14 protein-coding genes and 1 pseudogene are annotated in these 18,009 nt (G+C 74.2%); 8 read left to right on the forward strand and 7 right to left on the reverse strand.

Annotated elements, in window-relative coordinates:
* Nucleotides 1-197: 197 nt before the first annotated feature.
* Nucleotides 198-2,252: a BTAD domain-containing putative transcriptional regulator gene (locus tag CP973_RS16015; protein ID WP_150241272.1), complete on the reverse strand. Its 2,055-nt coding sequence runs from the start codon at nucleotides 2,250-2,252 to the stop codon at nucleotides 198-200.
* Nucleotides 2,253-2,407: 155 nt separating this feature from the next.
* Here CP973_RS16015 and CP973_RS16020 point away from each other — a divergent pair, with 155 nt between their 5' ends.
* Entirely contained in the window at nucleotides 2,408-3,289 is an 882-nt protein-coding gene (locus tag CP973_RS16020; protein ID WP_150241274.1) for an alpha/beta fold hydrolase, read from the forward strand.
* Nucleotides 3,290-4,037: 748 nt separating this feature from the next.
* Here the strand turns inward: CP973_RS16020 and CP973_RS16025 are convergent.
* The 3 genes from CP973_RS16025 to CP973_RS16035 all read right to left on the reverse strand — a co-directional run bounded on the left by CP973_RS16025 (nucleotide 4,038) and on the right by CP973_RS16035 (nucleotide 7,437).
* A complete protein-coding gene (locus tag CP973_RS16025) occupies nucleotides 4,038-5,408 on the reverse strand; it encodes an amidohydrolase family protein (protein ID WP_150241276.1) in 1,371 nt (456 codons plus the stop codon).
* A gap of 79 nt (nucleotides 5,409-5,487) precedes the next feature.
* Nucleotides 5,488-6,525 (reverse strand): DMT family transporter, encoded by a 1,038-nt coding sequence (locus CP973_RS16030; RefSeq protein ID WP_150241278.1) that lies wholly within the window; start codon nucleotides 6,523-6,525, stop codon nucleotides 5,488-5,490.
* Nucleotides 6,526-6,558: 33 nt separating this feature from the next.
* On the reverse strand, nucleotides 6,559-7,437 hold the full coding sequence (locus tag CP973_RS16035; RefSeq protein ID WP_244409522.1) for an NAD-dependent epimerase/dehydratase family protein: 879 nt from the start codon (nucleotides 7,435-7,437) through the stop codon (nucleotides 6,559-6,561).
* Nucleotides 7,438-7,575: 138 nt separating this feature from the next.
* On the opposite strand from CP973_RS16035, the gene CP973_RS16040 reads away from it, so the two are divergent.
* From CP973_RS16040 to CP973_RS16050, 3 genes are all read left to right on the forward strand, one after another.
* Nucleotides 7,576-8,475, forward strand: a complete 900-nt coding sequence (locus tag CP973_RS16040) for a LysR family transcriptional regulator (RefSeq protein WP_150241283.1) — start codon at nucleotides 7,576-7,578, stop codon at nucleotides 8,473-8,475.
* A 440-nt stretch (nucleotides 8,476-8,915) separates the two neighbouring features.
* Nucleotides 8,916-9,338, forward strand: coding sequence for a cupin domain-containing protein (locus tag CP973_RS16045; RefSeq protein WP_150241285.1), 423 nt, complete (start codon nucleotides 8,916-8,918; stop codon nucleotides 9,336-9,338).
* Between the two features lie 38 nt (nucleotides 9,339-9,376).
* Nucleotides 9,377-10,126 (forward strand): SDR family oxidoreductase, encoded by a 750-nt coding sequence (locus CP973_RS16050; protein ID WP_150241287.1) that lies wholly within the window; start codon nucleotides 9,377-9,379, stop codon nucleotides 10,124-10,126.
* Between the two features lie 39 nt (nucleotides 10,127-10,165).
* Here CP973_RS16050 and CP973_RS16055 read toward each other — a convergent pair whose 3' ends face one another.
* Complete coding sequence (locus CP973_RS16055) at nucleotides 10,166-11,920, reverse strand: TnsA endonuclease N-terminal domain-containing protein (protein WP_150241289.1); 1,755 nt, start codon at nucleotides 11,918-11,920, stop codon at nucleotides 10,166-10,168.
* Nucleotides 11,921-12,142: 222 nt separating this feature from the next.
* Between CP973_RS16055 and CP973_RS16060 the strand changes: the two genes are divergently transcribed.
* From CP973_RS16060 to CP973_RS16075, 4 genes and pseudogenes are all read left to right on the forward strand, one after another.
* Entirely contained in the window at nucleotides 12,143-12,916 is a 774-nt protein-coding gene (locus CP973_RS16060) for an IclR family transcriptional regulator (protein WP_150241291.1), read from the forward strand.
* Nucleotides 12,913-13,770 carry an SMP-30/gluconolactonase/LRE family protein gene (locus CP973_RS16065; RefSeq protein ID WP_150241293.1) on the forward strand — a complete coding sequence of 286 codons (858 nt, stop codon included), beginning with the start codon at nucleotides 12,913-12,915 and terminating at the stop codon, nucleotides 13,768-13,770. The genes CP973_RS16060 and CP973_RS16065 overlap by 4 nt, the downstream gene beginning before the upstream one ends.
* A gap of 157 nt (nucleotides 13,771-13,927) precedes the next feature.
* Nucleotides 13,928-14,149 (forward strand): annotated as a pseudogene (locus CP973_RS41595) (DUF5133 domain-containing protein); the annotation flags it as partial.
* Between the two features lie 324 nt (nucleotides 14,150-14,473).
* On the forward strand, nucleotides 14,474-15,118 hold the full coding sequence (locus CP973_RS16075; RefSeq protein ID WP_150241297.1) for a dihydrofolate reductase family protein: 645 nt from the start codon (nucleotides 14,474-14,476) through the stop codon (nucleotides 15,116-15,118).
* A gap of 39 nt (nucleotides 15,119-15,157) precedes the next feature.
* Here CP973_RS16075 and mmsB read toward each other — a convergent pair whose 3' ends face one another.
* Nucleotides 15,158-16,399, reverse strand: coding sequence for a multiple monosaccharide ABC transporter permease (mmsB, locus tag CP973_RS16080; RefSeq protein ID WP_150241299.1), 1,242 nt, complete (start codon nucleotides 16,397-16,399; stop codon nucleotides 15,158-15,160).
* 7 nt (nucleotides 16,400-16,406) lie between these two features.
* A complete protein-coding gene (locus tag CP973_RS16085) occupies nucleotides 16,407-17,990 on the reverse strand; it encodes a sugar ABC transporter ATP-binding protein (RefSeq protein ID WP_150243655.1) in 1,584 nt (527 codons plus the stop codon).
* Nucleotides 17,991-18,009: the final 19 nt, after the last annotated feature.

Below are 18,009 nucleotides of genomic sequence, written 5' to 3' on the forward strand. Positions count from 1 at the left end.
TCCGGGCACGCGGAGCGAACCGGTCGCGGTGACCGGACTCGCCTGTCGGTTTCCTGGTGGAAGCGACGCCGACTCCTTCCGGCGGCTGCCGGGGACCAGGGATCGACGGGGTCCGCGCGGTGCCGGCGGACCGCTCGTACCGCCGCCGTCACCGATACCGGCCCGCGCGGGCTACGCACGGAGGTGTGCGGCCCGCCTCACTCCTGCCGCTCACCGTACGGGCCGCGCTCACCAAGGGCCGCGTCGGCGGCCCGCAGGTGGTGTGCGACCGGGCCGAAGGAGACCAGGCCGCTGCCGGCGCCGGCCGACTCGCCGTCGGCGGTGGCGAGTTCGTCGCGAGCTCGGCGCAGGACCCGCTCGTGTCCCACGGCGGCGGCCGTGCGGGCCAGTACGCACCACAGTGCCTCCTGGAGGAGGTCGTGGGGCGGCCGGGGAACGGTGGCGAGCGCCTGCCGGGCTCGCTCGGTGGCGCCGGAGGCGGCCAGCAGCAGGGGGTCGAGCCAGGGGCGGTACGGGCCGGGGTCAAGGTCGGTGAAGTCGTCGGGGGCGGGGAGGGTGCCGTCCCGCATGGCCGGGACCAGTGCGACGAGGACGGCCGCTCCCCGGGTGAGTCCGGGCATCCCGCAGTGCGCGGTTTCCGCGAGGACCTTCGCGTACTGGGGGCGGGCCGCTGGCCATCCGTCGGTCTCGCAGGTGCGCAGCGCCCGGTACCAGGAGGTGAAGACCCCGGCGAGCGGGCGTTCGTTGCGGACCGCCAGCCGGTCGATCTCCTCGGCCTCCGCGTCCGCCGCCGCGAGATCGCCGAGTCCGGCGAGGGCCTGGAGGCGGATGAGGCGTGCCAGGACCTCGTGGCTGGGCAGGTGGTGGCCGACGGCCAGCCGGGCGAGTTCGGCGCCGAGGGCTTCGCGGCGGGCGGCCGAGCCGCAGGTGGCGAAGGACTGCATGAAGGCGCCGTTGAGGGCGAACGCGAGTACGGCGGGGTCCGCGAGGCGCCGGGCGAGGCGGACGGCTTCCTCGGCGGCGCGTTCGGCGCGCAGCCGCCAGGGCTCGGCGGCGGGGGCGTCGGCCGCCCGGGGGAGCGGTGCGTCGGCGGCCGCGTCGCCGCGTGACTCCACGGCGACGACCGACAGCAGCCGGGCCCGCAGCGCGGGCGGGCCGTCGGGGCCGAGCCGGGCGGCGGCGCGGGCGGCGGCCCGGGCGAGTTCACCGGCGTTCGCCGGGTCGTCGGCGCGGGTCCAGACCGCCGGGACGTCGTACGAGCCGATGATCCCGGCGGCCAGCTCGGCGTCCCCGGTCGTCTCGGCCGCCGCGACCAGTTCCCGCCGGTGCTCGCGCGCCTCCTCCAGACCGTCGGCACCGGTCACCGCGAGGTCCCGCAGCAGCCCGGCGGTGGCGTGCAGCCGGGCCCGGGACCGGGCGGGCACCGAGCGTTCCCACGCGGCGGCCGCCCGGTCCCAGACGCCGTCCGCCACTCCGGCCGGTTCGGCCGCGGTGCCGGTGGCGCCACTGAGGATGCGGGCCTCGGCGCGCGCCAGGGCAGCCCCGGTGCCGGTGCCGGATCCGTACGCGCCGGTGAGGGCCGTACGGGCGTGTCGCAGCGTTTCGAGGGCCTCGCCGCGCCGGCCGGACCGGTCCAGCGCGGTCGCCAGCAGCACCCAGCCGTCCTCCCGCCCCGGGTGCGCGGTGACATGGGCCCGCAGATCGGCCACGGCGTCCCGGGCGGCGCCGGTGGCCAGCAGGGCGTCGGCGCGGCGCTCGACGGCGTCCAGGCGCAGCGCCTCCAGCCGGGTCTGTTCGGCGGCGGCCCACGCGGCGGCGGGGAAGTCGGCCAGGACCGGTCCGCGCCATCGGGCCAGCGCCTCGTCCCAGAGGGCGACCGCCGCGTGCGGCGGCGCCGCGGCGGCCCGCGCGGCCGTGTCCTCGAACCGCCAGGCGTCCACCACGTCGCGGCCGGCGCGCAGGACGTAGCCGGGGCCGTCGGTGACCAGCAGCCGCGACGGCTGCCGGGGCGGACGCCCGGGCTCCAGGGCGCGGCGCAGCGCCGCGACGAAGGTGCGGACCGCGCCGACCGCGCCGGCCGGCGGACCGTCCGGCCACAGGTCGTCCACCAGCCGGCCGACCGGGACCACCCGGTTGCGGGCGATCAGCAGCCGGCCGAGCACCTCCCGGTGGCGGGGCGCGCCGAGCGGGCGGGGCCGGCCGTCGGGACCCCACGCGGCGACCGGCCCCAGCAGTCCGAACTCCACGCCCACGGCACGGTCCCTTCGCGGGCGGCGCCGTCCCACGGGGTGCCGCCCGGTCACTCATCGATCGCTGATCCAGGGCCCGCACCCTTGGTGACGTCCCCGGACAGCCCGGACCGCGCGGTCCGGAACGACCACTCTGCCACGAGCCCACAGGAGTCGCTGTGACCCACCCGAGCATCCCCGGATTCACCGAGCACCGTGTGCCGGTCGACGACGGCGTCACGCTGAACGCCGCCGTCGGCGGCACCGGCAGCCCGGTCGTGCTGCTGCACGGTTTCCCGCAGACGCACCTGATGTGGCGGCATGTCGCGCCCGACCTCGCCGCCGACCACACCGTCATCTGCCCCGACCTGCGCGGCTACGGCGCCAGCGACAAGCCCGCCGAGAGCGGTCCGGAGGTCTACGCCAAGCGGACCATGGCCCGGGACATCGTCCGGCTCGCCAGGGAGCTGGGGCACGACCACTTCACGCTGGCCGGTCACGACCGCGGCGCCCTGGTCGCCTTCCGCGCCGCGATGGATCATCCGGAGGCCGTCTCCCGGGCACTGTTCCTCGACATCCTGCCGACCTTGGACATGTGGGACGCCCTGCGTGGCGTGTCGGGCGCGGTCGGGTTCCACCTCTACCTGATGGCCCAGGCACCGGGCCTGCCGGAACGGATGATCCAGGCGTCCGCCGACGCCTTCTTCGCCCACTTCCTCGACGCCTGGACCCACACCCCGGACGCGATCCCCGCCGACATCCGCGACCACTACCTGGCCGCGTCCGCGGCGGCCGTGCCCTCCATCGTCGCCGACTACCGCGCCTCCGCCGGAGTCGACGTGGCACACGACACCGCCGACCGGACGGCGGGCAACCGGCTGGCCATGCCGGTCACCGTCCTCCAGCAGGACTGGGGCGCGGCCCTCGGCTACCACGCCCAGGGCCTGTGGAGCGCCTGGGCCGAGGACCTGCGGCACCGCACGGTCTCCTGCGGCCACTTCATGGCGGAGGAGGACCCCCGGCTGATCGCCGATGAGATCCGGGCTCTCGCGGACCGCTGAAGACCACACGAGGCGGCGGGGCCTGGCCGCCCGGGACCGACGCGGCGCCACCGCCATCCGATGAGGGGCCTGGGCCGCCCGAGCGGGGGCGGGTACGGGGCCGACGGAGTCTCGGCCGGGCGGGACAGGTCCGGCCGGGCGGGGACGAGGCGGCGTCGCCGCTCGCCGCCGAGGGTTCCAGGCCGCCCGAGCGGGGGTGGGTACGGGGCCGATGGGGTCTCGGCTGGGCGGGACAGGTCCGGCCGGGCGGGGACGAGGCGGCGTCGCCGCTCGCCGTCGAGGGTTCCGGCCGCCCGAGCGGGGGTGGGTATGGGGCCGATGGGGTCTCGGCTGGGCGGGACAGGTCCGGCCGGACGGGGACGATGCGGGCGATGTCGGCGACGGTGCCTTCCGGTCTGAGCGGTTTCGCCTGAGCGGTTCCGCCTGAGCAGCTCCGTGGGCGGCAGGTCGAGGCCGAAGCGCTGCCGGACGGTGACGAGCGGTTCGGTGCCCGTCGGGAAGCCCATGCCGTACTCGTCCAGCCGGACATCCGGACATGGTGTACGCGTTGACGGTTTCCGGCACCGTCATCTGCGGCGCGCCGTGGCGTCGAACCGTCGCGCAACGAGCTGGTATACGACTGCGGCTGCTCCGGCCCCTGCCCGGCGGCCGCGGACATCGACGACCATCTGGAGCCGGTCGTCGAAGACCTGGCTCGCGAGCAGGGCCGCAGCGGCCGGTGTGCGCGGGGGCGGCCGGCGGTTCGGGGTCAGGCGGGGAGTGGCAGGCCGGCGGTGTGGAACAGTCGGTCGCGGGAGGCCGCGGCCTCCTCGAAGACGGCGTCGCCGCCTTTCAGTACGCCGTTCTCCTTGAGGATTTCGCCCGCCACCATGACCAGGTCGACGTTGCCGGCGTGGCCGCCCGCGACGATCGTGGCCGCGACGTCCGTGGCGGGCAGCGTGTTGGGGTGGTCGAGGCGGATCATGATGAGGTCGGCCTCCTTGCCCGGGGTCAGGCTGCCGGTGCGGTCGTCGATGCCCGCGGCCCGGGCGCCTTCGATGGTGGCGAAGGAGAGCAGGTCGGCGGCGTCGAAGGTCGGCAGGCCGGGGCCGCGGTCCATCGGGCCGGCGGCACCGGCGAGGACCAGCTGCTGGTAGGCGAGCGTCGCCCGCATGACGCCGAACATGTCGCCGCTGACGATCGTCTCGGTGTCCACACTGAGGCTCGGACGGACCCCGGCGGCCAGCAGCCGGTTGGTGGCCGGCTGGCCCAGACCCGGCATGAACACCTCCAGGGCGCCGGCCACGGACGCGGTGGCGCCGTGCGCGGCCAGCATCCTCAGCTCCTCGTCGGTCGAGGTGCAGCAGTGGACGAACGTCATGTCGGAGGCCAGCAGGCCCGTCTCGGCGAGCTGCCGGATGGCCTGCTGCCTCGCCCCCCACTCACCCAGTCCCACGTGCATGCTGATGCGCAGGCCCAGCTCGCGGGCGAGCCGGATGTCCCGCTCGGACACCTCCGGTGTGGACAGTTCCGGTCCGCGGAGCATCGCGTTGAGCGTGACCCGTGCCGAGTCGTCGGGCAGCACCTCGTCGCGGATACGCCGGATGTCGTCGGGGTGCGAACGGCCACTGCCGAACTGCCACTGCTCGGCCTCCGTCGACGGCCAGCCGTGGTCGAAGACGGCACGGATGCCTGACTCCCAGTGCGCCGCGATCGCCGCGTCCGAGTGCCCGGGGCTGTTGCTGATGTGGGATTCGTCCCGCACGGTCGTCACCCCGGAGTCGAGGGACACGAGGTCCGCCGCCAGGTTGCCGATGTGCACGTCGCGGGGCTCGAAGTACTGGCCGAGGCCGATCTGCACCTGGCTGCGGTACTCCTGGTAGGTCCAGGCGGGGCCGAGGTTGCGCAGCGCCCCCTGCCAGTTGTGGCGGTGGGTGTCGATGAAGCCGGGCAGCACGGCGTGGCCCGTACCGTCGACGACCAGGGCCCGGTCGTCGGACAGGTCGCTGCCGACCTGGACGATCCTGCCGTCGGCGACGAGGACGTCACCCACGAGGGTGCCGAGCTTGTCGTCCTGCGTCATCAGGTACGCGCCCTTGATCAGGACGCGTTCCTTGTTGTGCGGCTGGTTGTGGGACATCGGTGGTTCCTTTCGTGCCGTGGGCGGCACCGTGTTGCTCGTTGTTCGACAGGGGGGAAAGGGGCGGCGTGGACGTGGCTCACCGTCCGTCGGTGTCACGCGGGCGCCGGGAGGCGATCCAGACGGCGGCACAGGTGAGCAGCGCGCCGAGAACGGTCAGAGCGGAAGGGGACCGACCGCCGGCGGGGGCCAGGAAGTCCAGCGCGATCGAACCGGTCAGCTGTCCCGCGATCGAGGCCATGCTCAGCAGCAGGACACCGATGCGGCGCACGAGAAGCGCCGAGGCGCCGATGAACACCACCCCGCACAGACCGCCGAGGTAGACCCACCAACTCGTGGGCAGCGCATGCCCCGGCGCTCCCCGGACCAGGGTCTTCGCACCCCAGACGATGACGAGGAAGGCCGCTCCGACGCAGAAGTTGAGCCAGGTCGCCGCGAGAGGCGAGCCGGACGCGGCGGTCGACGCCCCGTTCAGGGCCTGCTGCACGCCCAGCAGGAATCCGGCGGCCATCGCTGCCAGGGCGGGCAGGACGATCTCAGCGGGTGCTGGGGCGTCGGTGAACCGGGGAAGGGCGGACACGACGGCGGCGACCAGGATGACGGCCGCTCCCGCGAGCCGCGTCGCGCCGGGGCGTTGCTGCGGACCACCGCCGATGCCCCGGGCGTCCACGATGAGGCCGCCGAGGGTCTGGCCGGCGATGGCCGACACGGTGAACACGGCGATACCGGTGACCAGCGCGGCGGTGGACTGCGCCAGGGCGAACGTGCCGCCGAGTACCCCGGCCAGTACGTAGCGGCGGGGGAGGCGGCCGTCGCGGGCGGCTCCGGCCAGGCGGCCCAGCGCGCCGCGCAGTCCTGGCGAGAAGACCAAGAGGGCGGACAACAGGACGAGTCCGCCGGAGAAGCTGATGGCCGCCGCGGCGATGCCGTCGTCGAGGCGGTGGCTCAGCTCGCCGTTCAGACGGGCCTGTACCGGTACCACCATGCCGACGGCGAGGGCCGCCACGACGGCCAGGGAACCGCCGCGCGGCGCCGGCGGACGCGCGGGCCCCAAGGACGGCACACCGGAACCGGTACGGGAGCGGCCCGGTCCAGGCGGTGCGGTGGGAGTGCTCATGTCGATTCCTGGGGGAAGGGGCGCGAGGCTCGGTCAGAAGGCCGTGCGCGCGATGTCGTCAAGGATCGACGGAGCCTGGGGTGACCAGCCGAGCACCCGTCGGGCGTGGTCGCCCGAGGCCCGCTGGTCGAGCAGCAGCGCCTCGCCGAGCAGGCCCAGCCGGTCCAGCGTCTGTACGACCGGCTCGGACGCGACCCGTCCGGCCAGACCGGCGGCACGGCTCACCGCTTCGCTGATCTCCCGCACGGTCGGGTTCACGCCGCTGGCGCCGAGGAAGTAGGAACCGGCCGGCGCCTTCTCCAGCGCGAGCACGTACAGCTCGGCCAGGTCGTCCACGTGCACCGTGCTCCAGTGCTGGTCACCGGGCCCGACCATGGTGAGCGCCGGAGCGTCGCCGCCGGTCCGCGGGCCGGCGGCGACGAGGTTCAGCAGGCCGCCGCCGTGGCCGTACACCACCGCCGGTGCGATCACTGAGGTCCGGACGTCCTGGGCGCCGAGGACCAGTTCGGCGAGCGGCACACGCCAGGCGGTGAGCCGTGGGGCGTTCATGGCGGTCGACTCGCTGATCGCCGAACCGCTTCCGTGCACCCAGACGCCGGTGGTGTGCACGAACGGCCGGTCCGTGTTCCGCAGCGCGCGCAGGATGCTCGCGACGGCGGTCTCGTCGACGGCCGCACTGGTCCCGTCACCCGGCGAGGCCACATGGATCACGCCGTCCCGCGAGGCCGCGAGTTCTTCGAGGGCGCTGCCGTCGGACAGGTCGGCGATCGCCGGCTCCGCGCCCTTGGCCCGCACCAGCCCGGCCTTCTCGGCGGAGCGGACCACGGCGGTCACCTGGTGCCCGCCGGAGAGGAGCCGGTCGAGCACCGAGGCTCCGATGTAGCCGGTGCCGCCGGTGAGCAGTACACGCATGGTCATCTTCTTTCGCCGTCGTTTCCGCCGATGGGTCGGGCCGGTGGCCCGCACGACCACGGTCGCTCCGTCCGGCTATCGTGTCCAACGAATGTTCTCGAAGATGTAATCGGGATTACCGATGAATGGGGAGCGGGCGTGGACCAGAGACGGCTGGAGTACTTCCTCGCGGTCGCCGAGGAGCTGAACTTCACGCGGGCGGCCCGGCGACTGCACGTCACGCAGTCCACGCTTTCGGCCGGCATCAAGGCCCTGGAGCACGAACTGAAGGCGGAACTGCTCATCCGTTCCACGCGGTCGGTCAGGCTGACGGAGGCCGGTTCGGCGTTCCTGCCCGAGGCGCGCACCGCGATCGAGGCACTCGACCGGGCCCGGGCCGCCGTGGAACCCCTCTCCGCGGGCCTGCGCGGCAGCCTCACCGTGGGCGTTCTCGGCGGGCTGACCCTGATCGACGTGCCCGCCCTGGCGGGAGACTTCCACCGGCGCCATCCCGAGGTCCGGCTGCGTACCGAGACCTCCCAGCGGGGTACCGCCGGGCTGATCGAACGGGTCAAGGAGAGTCATGTCGATGTGGCCTTCGTGGGCGCCGGCATCGAGGACGAGCACCTCAGGAAGAGGGCCATCAAGCAGTTCGACGTCCAATTGCTCGTCCCGGCCGGTCACCGGCTGTCCGGCCGCAGGAGCGTGCGACTGAGGGACGTCGCGGAGGAACCGTTCGTCGACATGCCCCCGGGCTTCGGGCAACGCCAGGTCGTGGACGACGCGTTCACGAGGGCGGAGCTGTCCCGGCGTGTACTGATCGAGGTCTCGGACATCACGACGATCGCGGACTTCGTGGCGCACGGCCTGGGGGTGGCGTTGCTGCCCCCGGAGTTCGCGGAGACGGCCGGCGACGCGGTGCGTGTCGTTCCGCTCGCGGACGCCCGGCTCTCCTGGACGCTCAGCGTGGTCGTGTCGGCGACCCGACCGCCGACACGCGCGCTGCACGCCTTCCTCGATCTCATCCCGCACCACATCCACCGCGACCGCGTCTTCTGAGCCGGCGGACACGGCCGCGCCGGACTCGGTGCCGCGACAGGCGGCGACGCTGACTGATGGGCTGGTCCGCTGGTTTCTGTTTGGTTCCGGCTGGTGAGGTTTCGCGCCGGTCGGCGTGCGCTTCGTCGGTCCTCGGGAGGGCGTACGAACTGTGGGCGTGGTGGCAAGGGCGGCGGGCTCGCCGGAAGGGCGTGCGGGAGACCGCCGGCCGGGAGCTGCCGCCGAGGCAGGCGGTCCGCCGCGGGGCGGCCGTACCACGGAGATGTCCGGATCGGCGCTCACCGGGCCTGCCGGGGCCCGGCGCACAATGGGGCCTCCCTTCGGCGAGCCCCGCGAGCCACGTACCCGTCGCGGGGCGGCGGCCGGACGCGGCGGCCGGACCACTCCGTCCGCCGCACAGGACCGGCACGCGCACCGGCATCGGCACCAGGAGGCCCGCCATGCCCGATCCCCGCGAACACCCGCGCTCGGAGGCGTGGAAGACCGCGCTCACCGTGTTGCAGGAGGCCGCCCCGCCCGCCATTCCGGAGGGCGCGCACGTGACGACCGTACAGATCGAGTACCCGCCCGGTGACGAGGGCGCCCCGCCGCACCGCCACCCCGGACCGGCCTTCGGGTACGTGCTGGAGGGCGAGATGCGCTTCGAGCTGGAAGGCGAGGGCGAGCGGGTCGTGCGCGCCGGGGAGACGTTCTGGGAGCCCGGCGGGGACGTCATCCACTACCAGGACGGCAACAACCGCACCGACACGCGCCTGCGCTTCCTCGTCACCATGCTCTGCGTACCCGGGCAGCCCATGCTCGTCCCGGTCGACGACGACGAACTGAAACAGCGCGCCCACCTGCGCGCGCCCCGGCGGTCCTGACGCCTTCCCCGGTGCCCTCAGCCCAAGGAGTACGCGACGTGAAGATCGTGGTCATCGGAGGCACCGGCCTCATCGGCGGCAAAGTGGTCGGCAAGCTCCGTGCACGCGGGCACGAGGCGGTGCCCGCCGCGCCCGGCACGGGCGTCGACACGCTGACCGGAGAGGGCCTGGACGCGGCGCTGGCGGGAGCCCAGGTGGTCGTGGACGTGGCCAACTCGCCCTCCTTCGAGGCGGCGGCGGTACGGGACTTCTTCACCACCTCCACCCGCAACCTGCTGGCCGCCGAGACGAAGGCGGGTGTGACGCACCACGTGGCACTGTCGATCGTGGGGATCGACGACCTGCCCGACAACGGCTACTTCCAGGCGAAGGCGGCCCAGGAGCGGCTGATCAAGCAGGGGCCGGTCCCGTACTCGATCATCCGGGCGACGCAGTTCTTCGAGTTCGTCAGGGGCATCGCCGACACCGCCACCGAGGGCGACACCGTGCGCGTACCGCCCGTGCTCTTCCAGCCGATGGCGGCCGAGGACGTCGCCGAGGCGGTGGCCGGGACCGCCGTGGAAGCCTCGCTGAAGGGGACCACCGAGGTGGCCGGGCCCCAGCTGTTCCGCTTCGACGAACTGATCGGCAGGGCCCTGCGCGCCTGGAACGACCCGCGCGTGGTCGTCGCCGACCCGCACGCCCGCTACTTCGGCTCCGAACTGGCCGAACGCAGCCTCGTCCCCGCCGAAGGCCACGCCCGCCTGGCCACGACACGCTTCGAGGACTGGCTGCGGACGTCGTCCTGAAGGGGAGCCGCGGGCGCGGCGCTCACCCCGGGTGGGGCCCTATCCGGAGTGGGCCCGCGGCTTCGGGAAGGGCTGGGATCCCGCGCGCAGCCGGTACGGCCCCAGCTCCCACTGCCAGCCGTTGCGCAGGACCAGCGCCGCCAGGTCGAGGGAGGTGAAGGCGGTCCCGCGGGTGATGTCGCGCACGTCGGGCCAGGTCAGTTCCCTGGTGTCCAGGGCGGCCCGGAGCCGCTGCTCCAGTTCCGTGGCGACCGGGTGGCGTTCGAGGTCCCGGAGGGTGCGGGTGCCGTCGGTGATGAGCAGGCCCCAGCCGTTGCGCGCGCAGAGACCGGCCGCCGCCCGGTACTTGGCCAGGTTGACGGCCAGCGGGATGTCGCACTGCGGTTTGGCCTCGATCAGTACGGCGTGTCCCTCGGTGGTGACCGCGAGGAAGTCGGGGTAATACGAGCGGGTCCGGCCCGCGTGCCGGTAGCCGATGGCGAGCGGCTGCTCCTGGTAGCGGGCTATCTGGCCGGCGTGGTCGAGGAGGTGGATGACCTGGAGCTCGGTCTGCGACTCGTACTGCACCTCGCGGCCGAGCTTTTGGCTGTACCAGGTGCCGGAGTGCTCCCGCGGGTTGACTTCGCGCAGCGCGGTCAGCTCCGCCGGGTCCGGGGCGGCGCCCGGGGCGCCGAACCAGTCGGCAGCCGAGGCGAGGGCGGCCCAGCGGGCGGACGCGCGTTCCGCGCGGTCGGCCAGCCGCCGGCGGCGCCGCTCCTCCTTGCGGCGCTCGGCGAGCACCCCGGCCGCCTCCTTGAGCAGGCGCCTGGCCTCGGCGTCGTCCTTGCCGGCGAGCCGGGCCGGCAGCAGGCCGGCGGGGTTGAGCGGCGCGCCGGGGAACGCCGTCTCCGCGATCGTGAGGAGCCGTTCGGCGGCGTGCGGGCGGTCCTCGCCGAGGAGGGTGCCCAGGGCCTCGCGCCAGGCGAGGGTGGCCGGCCGGCGGCCGCCGAGCATCCGGGCGACGCCGCGTGCCTGGAGCTGGCTGATGCGCTGCGCCGACAGCGAGAACTCCTGCGCGATGGCCGGCTGGCTCCGCGGGTCGTGGCCGTCGAGCCCGAGCCGGCGGCAGAGGACCGCGTGGGCGCGGGCGTCGCGCAGTTCGTCGACGGACGCGGCGGCGAGGTCACGCAGCACGGTGGCCGTGTCGGGTACGCCGTCGGCCACCGCTTCCCACGACAGGTCGGCGGTCGCGTAGCCCGGACACACGGTGTCCAGCAGCCAGGCGTCGAGGAGGAGGTGCCCGTACGCCTGCCAGAGCCGCCGGGCCACCGGCCGCAGCGTTTCCTCCGGATGGGCGGTGAGGTCCCGGACGGTGGCACGGTCCAGGAACTCGGCGCGGCGCCCGGGGGACAGCCGGTGCCCGGTCACCTCCTGCCAGAGCGCCACGACCGTGGCCGGTTCACACGCCTCCGGGCGCGCCCGTCGCCCGCCCGCCGCCCTGTCCTTCTTCCCCGCCGCCCGCGCCCGCCGGGATTCCTCCAGCCGGGCCTGCCAGTCGTACGGCCCGTCGGCCGGCCGCCGGGCCAGCCAGGCGGCGGCCGCCTCTCCGTCGGACGCCTCTTCGGGGGGCACCAGTTGCCGTACGGCCCAGCGCATGCCGGACACGCCCCGCTGATGCCCGGCCCCCAGTTCTTCGAGGCTCGCTCCCGCCCCGATGCCCGCGACGAGCCGCTCGAACTCCGCCAAGTCCCAGCGCAGCCCGCGCCGTTCCGGAACCGCGGGGCCCGCCCCGTCCGCGCTCCCCGTACCGTCCACGTCCTGATCCCCCTTCAGGTGCCGGCTCCCTGCCACGCCCCCGCACGGGCTGCGGAAACGGCCGGCCGGGGCCAGTATCGGACACGATGCCGACAGGCCGGGGATGGCGTTGCCGAGGGTGGGGGCGCGCACTAGGGTTCGTCCGTGATACCGGCGGCCGGCCGGTATCTCGAACGACCGGCCCGGCCGGCCGGTCCGGTGACGGATGAGGGGCGGCAGCGCATGGGACGACTCGTACCCGCGGTGACGCGGGCGCTGGACATACTGGAGCTCTTCCTCGACGGGGACGGCACACTGTCCGCCCCCGACATCACCCGCAGGCTCGGCCTGCCGCGCACCAGTGTGCACGAACTGGTCAGCACCCTCGTCGCGCGCAACTACCTCGCGCACGTGCCCGAACAGCCGGGCCGCTTCCGGCTCGGCGTGCGCGCCTACCAGCTCGGCAGCCGGTACGCCGAACAGCTCGACCTGGCGGCCGAGGGGCAGCGGGTGGCCCGCGAGGTCGCCGAGACCTGCGGGGAGACCGTGCACATCGCGCTCCTGGAAGGGGCCGATGTCATCTACGTGGCCAAGGTGGACAGCACCCACGCGGTACGGATGGTGTCCGCGGCCGGGCGGCGGCTGCCCGCGCACTGCACCGCCGTCGGCAAGATGCTGCTGGCCTCGCTGCCCGAGGCCGCGCTGGCCGAACGCCTCCCGGCGGACGGCGAGCTGACGGCCATGACGGAGCACAGCGTCACCTCGCCCGCGGAGCTGCACACCCAGCTCGCGCTGATCCGGGACCGGGGCGTGGCGGTGGAGCAGCGGGAGTCCAACCCGGACGTGAGCTGCGTGGCCGCGCCCGTACGGGACCGGTCCGGGCGGGTCGTGGCGGCGCTCAGCGTCTCGGTGCCGATGATCCGGTGGAGCGAGGAGCGGTGCGCCGAACTGGCCGGGCTGGCCCGCAAGGGCGCCGACGAACTGTCCGCGCGGCTCGGCCACCGGGGGCAGCCGTGACCCGGGTCTGGGAGGTCGCCGTCGCCGCGCCCGCCCGGCTCGGCGAGGGACCCACGTGGGACGCCCGCGCCGGGCGGCTGATCTGGGTGGACATCCTCTCCGCCCGCGTCCACACCGTCGACCCGGCCACCGGCCGCCGCACCGTCCTGGCCACCGAACAGCACGTCGGCGCGGCCAAGCCCCGTACGCGCGGCGGGCTGGTCGTCAACCTGCGGGACGGCGTGGGCACGTACGACGCGGACGGCGCGTTCGCGTGGCTGTGCCGTGAGCCGGTGGCGGGGCGGCGCGGCAACGACGCGGCCGTGGCGCCCGACGGGTCGCTGTGGGCGGGCACCATGGCGTACGACGAGGCGCCGGGACGCGGCACGCTCACCCGGATCGCGCCGGACGGCGGCGCCACGCGTGTGCTGTCGGACGTCACGGTGAGCAACGGCACGGGATGGAGCCCGGACGGCCGGCGGATGTACTACATCGACACCCCCACCCGGCGCGTCGATGTCTTCGACGTCACGGACGACGGGCTGGTGACCGGCCGCCGTCCCTTCGTGGAGATCGAGGAGCCGGCGGGGACGGCGGGCTATCCGGACGGGCTGGCCGTGGACGCCGAGGGCGGTCTGTGGGTGGCGATGTTCGAGGGTGCGCAGGTACGGCACTACACGCCCGACGGGGTGCTGGAGCGGGTGCTCCCGATGCCGGTGGCCCGCCCCACGGCCTGCGCGTTCGGCGGCGCGGCGCTCACCGATCTGTATGTCACCACGGCGCGCGGCGGGCCGGGCGTGGCGCCGCTCGGCGGGTCGCTGCTGGTGGTGCCGGACGCCGGGCGGGGACTGGCGCAGCCCGAGTTCGCCGGATGAGGCCGCGCTCCCCGGCCGGGCCGACGCCCGTACCGGGTGGTGCGGGGGTGCCCGGTGAGGCGGACGCGCGGCAAGGAGAAGACGCGGGCATACGGGTCGGGCCGTCGGGTACACGGAGCGCAGTTGTTCACGGACGGTGGCGAACGAGGAGGCCCTGATGTTGCTGGCGCACCCTGCGGTACTGCGGGATCTGGTCGAGCAGTACGAGACGCTGCGGGTACTGGACGCGGCGAACGGGAGCCCCGAAGTCCGGCAGCGGATGGACGATGTGGCCTACACCCTGTGCGTGTCCACCGGCACCCGCGATGTCGACGCCGCGCTGATCGCGGCCCGGCACCGGCTGCCGGGCGCCCGGGTCGAGGACGACTCCGTACTCGCCGAGCTGCCCGGGGACGGCACCGGACACCCGGCGACGGCCGGGGAGGACGGCGGGGTGCCCGCCGACCGGGCCGGCGCGGTACTGCCCGCCGCGGCGGCCGGGGACGGGGCCGTGCTGCCCGCCGCGTGAGCGCCCCACGGAGGCGCCACGCCGGGCATCCCGCCCAGCCGGGGCCCCGCCGGACGACGGCGGGGCCCCGGCGCATGGGGGCACCCGGAAGAAAGTCGCGGCCCGCTGTCGATCCGGCCGGGTCCCGTTCGACGTCCTGGTGCGGGGGCGTTCCGCCGCACCGGGAACGCGACAGGATTTTGGACGAGGAGACACATGGACCAGCTGCTGCGAGTGATGAACTTCAACGTCTCACGTGACGGGATCGGCGCCGGGGAGCACCAGAGCCTGGAGACCCCGTTCGGCCTCCCCCGTCCCGAGAGGCTGTTCTCCTGGGCCGGTGCCACGGCCAGCTGGCCGATGCGCACCGAACCGGGCGGGAGCCGCGGCCTCGACGACTACTTCACGCGGGACTTCGCGCGCAACATCGGCGCCGAGATCATGGGCCGCAACAAGTTCGGCCCGCAGCGCGGGCCCTGGCGCGACCACGAGTGGCGCGGCTGGTGGGGCGACGAGCCCCCGTTCCACACCCCGGTGTTCGTCATGACCCATCACGAACGCCCTTCGTTCACGCTCTCCGACACCACTTTCCACTTCGTCGGCGGCGAACCGGCCACGGTGCTCGAACGGGCGCGGGAGGCGGCGCGGGGCAAGGACGTCCGGCTCGGCGGCGGGGTCACCACCGTCCGGCGGTTCCTGGACGCGGACTTGGTCGACACCCTGCACGTGGCGGTCGCGCCGGTGGAACTCGGTTCCGGTATCCGCCTCTGGGAGTCGCCCGACGAACTGCTCGACCGGTTCCACCTGGAGGTCGTGCCCAGCGCGAGCGGCGTCGTGCACCACCTGTTCTGGCGGAGGTGACACGCGGCACCGACGCGGCGGACCCGTGCGGGCACAGCGCTACGTACCGGTCCGCCGCTTGTTCCACACGTCGAAGCCGACCGCGGCCAGCAGGACCAGGCCCTTGATGACCTGCTGGTGGTCGGTGCCGATGCCGACCAGGGACATGCCGTTGTTCAGGACGCCGAGCACCAGCGCGCCGGTCACGGCGCCGAACACGGTGCCGACGCCGCCGCTCATGGAGGCGCCGCCGATGAACGCGGCCGCGATCGCCTCCAGTTCGAAGTTGATGCCGGCCTGCGGGGTGCCCGCGTTGAGGCGGGCCGCGTAGACGCAGCCGGCGAGCGCGGCGAGGACGCCCATCGTGACGAAGACCAGGAAGGTGACCCGCCCGTCCCGTACCCCGGACAGGCGGGCCGCCGCCCGGTTGCCGCCCAGCGCGTACACATGGCGGCCGACGACCGCGTCGCGCATCACGAAGCCCAGTCCGAGCAGCAGCGCGCACATGATCAGCAGTACGACCGGGACGCCGTGGTAGCTGGCCAGGGTGAGCGTGAACACCGCCACGGCCGCGGTGATGGCGGCGCACTTGGCCAGCCACAGGGAGCGCGGCAGCACTTCGAGGCTGTGCGCGGCCCGCCGCCGCCGGTCGCGCCGCTCGCGCAGCAGGAGCCCGGCCACCACCAGCAGACCGATCAGCAGGGTCGGGTTGTGGTAGCGGGTGTACGGTCCGGCCTCCGGGAGGAAGCCCTGGGCCAGGTCCTGGAAGGGGCCGGGGAAGGGGGACAGCGACTGCCCCGCCAGGACGATCTGGGTCGCGCCGCGGAACAGCAGCATCCCGGCCAGGGTGACGATGAAGGACGGTATCCCGACGTACGCGATCCAGAACCCCTGCCAGGCCCCGGCCGCCGCGCCGATGAGCAGGCACAGCAGCAGCGCGGGCAGCCAGTGCAGGTGCTGCTGGACCATCAGGACGGCCGCCACGGCGCCGGTGAACGCGGCCAGCGAGCCGACGGACAGGTCGATGTGCCCGGCCACGATCACGATCATCATGCCCATGGCGAGGATGAGGATGTAGCTGTTCTGCTGGACGATGTTGGAGACGTTGTTGGGCAGCAGCAGGGCGTTGCCGGTCCAGATCTGGAAGAGGACGACGATGGCCGCCAACGCGATGATCATGCCGTACTGGCGCAGGTTGCCGCGCAGCGCGGCCAGCAGCACGGCGCCGGCCGACGGGCCGGGACCGGTACCGGACGGCGGGCCCGCCGGGTGGTCGGCGGACGGTTGGACTGCGGTGGTCATGGCGGCCTCAGTTCTCGTCCGTGGGGCAGGGGCGGGGGGCCGGCGGTCCGGCGGGACGCGGCGGCTCGGCGGTCATCAGGCGCATCAGCGCCTCCTGCGAGGCCCGCGCGCGGGGCAGCTCGCCGGTCACCCGCCCGGCCGCCATCGTGTAGAGGCGGTCGCACAGGCCCAGCAGCTCGGGGAGTTCGGAGGAGATCAGCAGCACCGCCTTGCCGCGCGCGGCCAGCTGCCCGATCACCGTGTGGATCTCGTACTTGGCGCCCACGTCCACGCCCCGGGTCGGCTCGTCGAGGATCAGCACCTCCGGCTCGGCGAGCAGCCACTTGCCCAGCACCACCTTCTGCTGGTTGCCGCCGCTGAGCTGCCCGACGGGCTCGAAGACGGTGCGCGACCTGATGCCCAGTGAAGCGCGCAGCTCCTCGGCGGCGCGCCGCTCCGCGTGCCGGTCGACCACGCCGCGCCTGGCCAGTGCGGACAGCGCGGCCAGCGAGAGGTTGCGGTGCACGCTGTCCAGCAGGTTCAGGCCGTACGTCTTGCGGTCCTCCGTGACGTACGCGAGGCCGTGCGCCACCGCCTGCGGCACGGAGCGCAGCACGGCCGGCCGGCCGCCGAGCCGTACGGTACCGCCCGCGTACCGCCCGTAGGAGCGGCCGAAGACGCTCATCGCCAGCTCGGTGCGGCCCGCGCCCACCAGCCCCGCGAGGCCGACGATCTCACCGCGGCGGACGTGCAGGGACGCCCCGTCCACCACCTTGCGCCGGTGGTCGACGGGGTGGTGGACGGTCCACCGCTCGACGGCGAGCGCCGGTGCGCCCGCGTCCGGGCCCGCACAGCGTGTCCGTGGCGGGAAGCGGTGGTCCAGGTCGCGGCCGACCATGGCGCGGATGATGCGCTCCTCGGGGACGGACGGCGCGGCGCCGGGCCGGTCTCGTACGGTGAACGTCTCGACGGTGCGCCCGTCGCGCAGCACGGTCACCGCGTCCGCGACCCGCCGGATCTCGCCCAGCTTGTGCGAGATCAGCACACAGGCCACGCCCTGGTCGCGCAGCCGGCACACCAGGTCGAGCAGGTGGTCGCTGTCCGCGTCGTTGAGCGCGGCGGTCGGCTCGTCGAGGATCAGCAGCCGGACGTCCTTGGCCAGCGCCTTGGCGATCTCCACCAACTGCTGTTTGCCGACGCCGAGACCGTCGACGCGGGTGCGCGGGTCCTCGGCCAGGCCCACCCGCGCCAGCAGCGCGGACGCCTGCCGCAGCGTCTCGTACCGCCCGATGACGCCGCGCCGGGCCCGCTCGTTGCCGAGGAAGATGTTCTCCGCCACCGACAGGCACGGCACCAGCGCCAGTTCCTGGTGCACGATGACGATGCCGCGGCGCTCGCCGGCCCGCACGTCCCGGAACGCGCAGCGCTCACCGCCGAAGCGGATCTCACCGGCGTAACTGCCGTGCGGATACACCCCGCTGAGCACCTTCATCAGGGTCGACTTGCCCGCGCCGTTCTCCCCGCAGACGGCGTGGATCTCCCCGGCGCGCACCGACAGCCGTACGCCGTCCAGCGCGGTGACACCGCCGAACGTCTTGGTGATGCCGCGCATCTCCAGCACGGGGGCGTCC

Source organism: Streptomyces albofaciens JCM 4342, assembly GCF_008634025.1.
In the GTDB taxonomy this organism is placed as follows: Bacteria; Actinomycetota; Actinomycetes; order Streptomycetales; family Streptomycetaceae; genus Streptomyces; species Streptomyces albofaciens.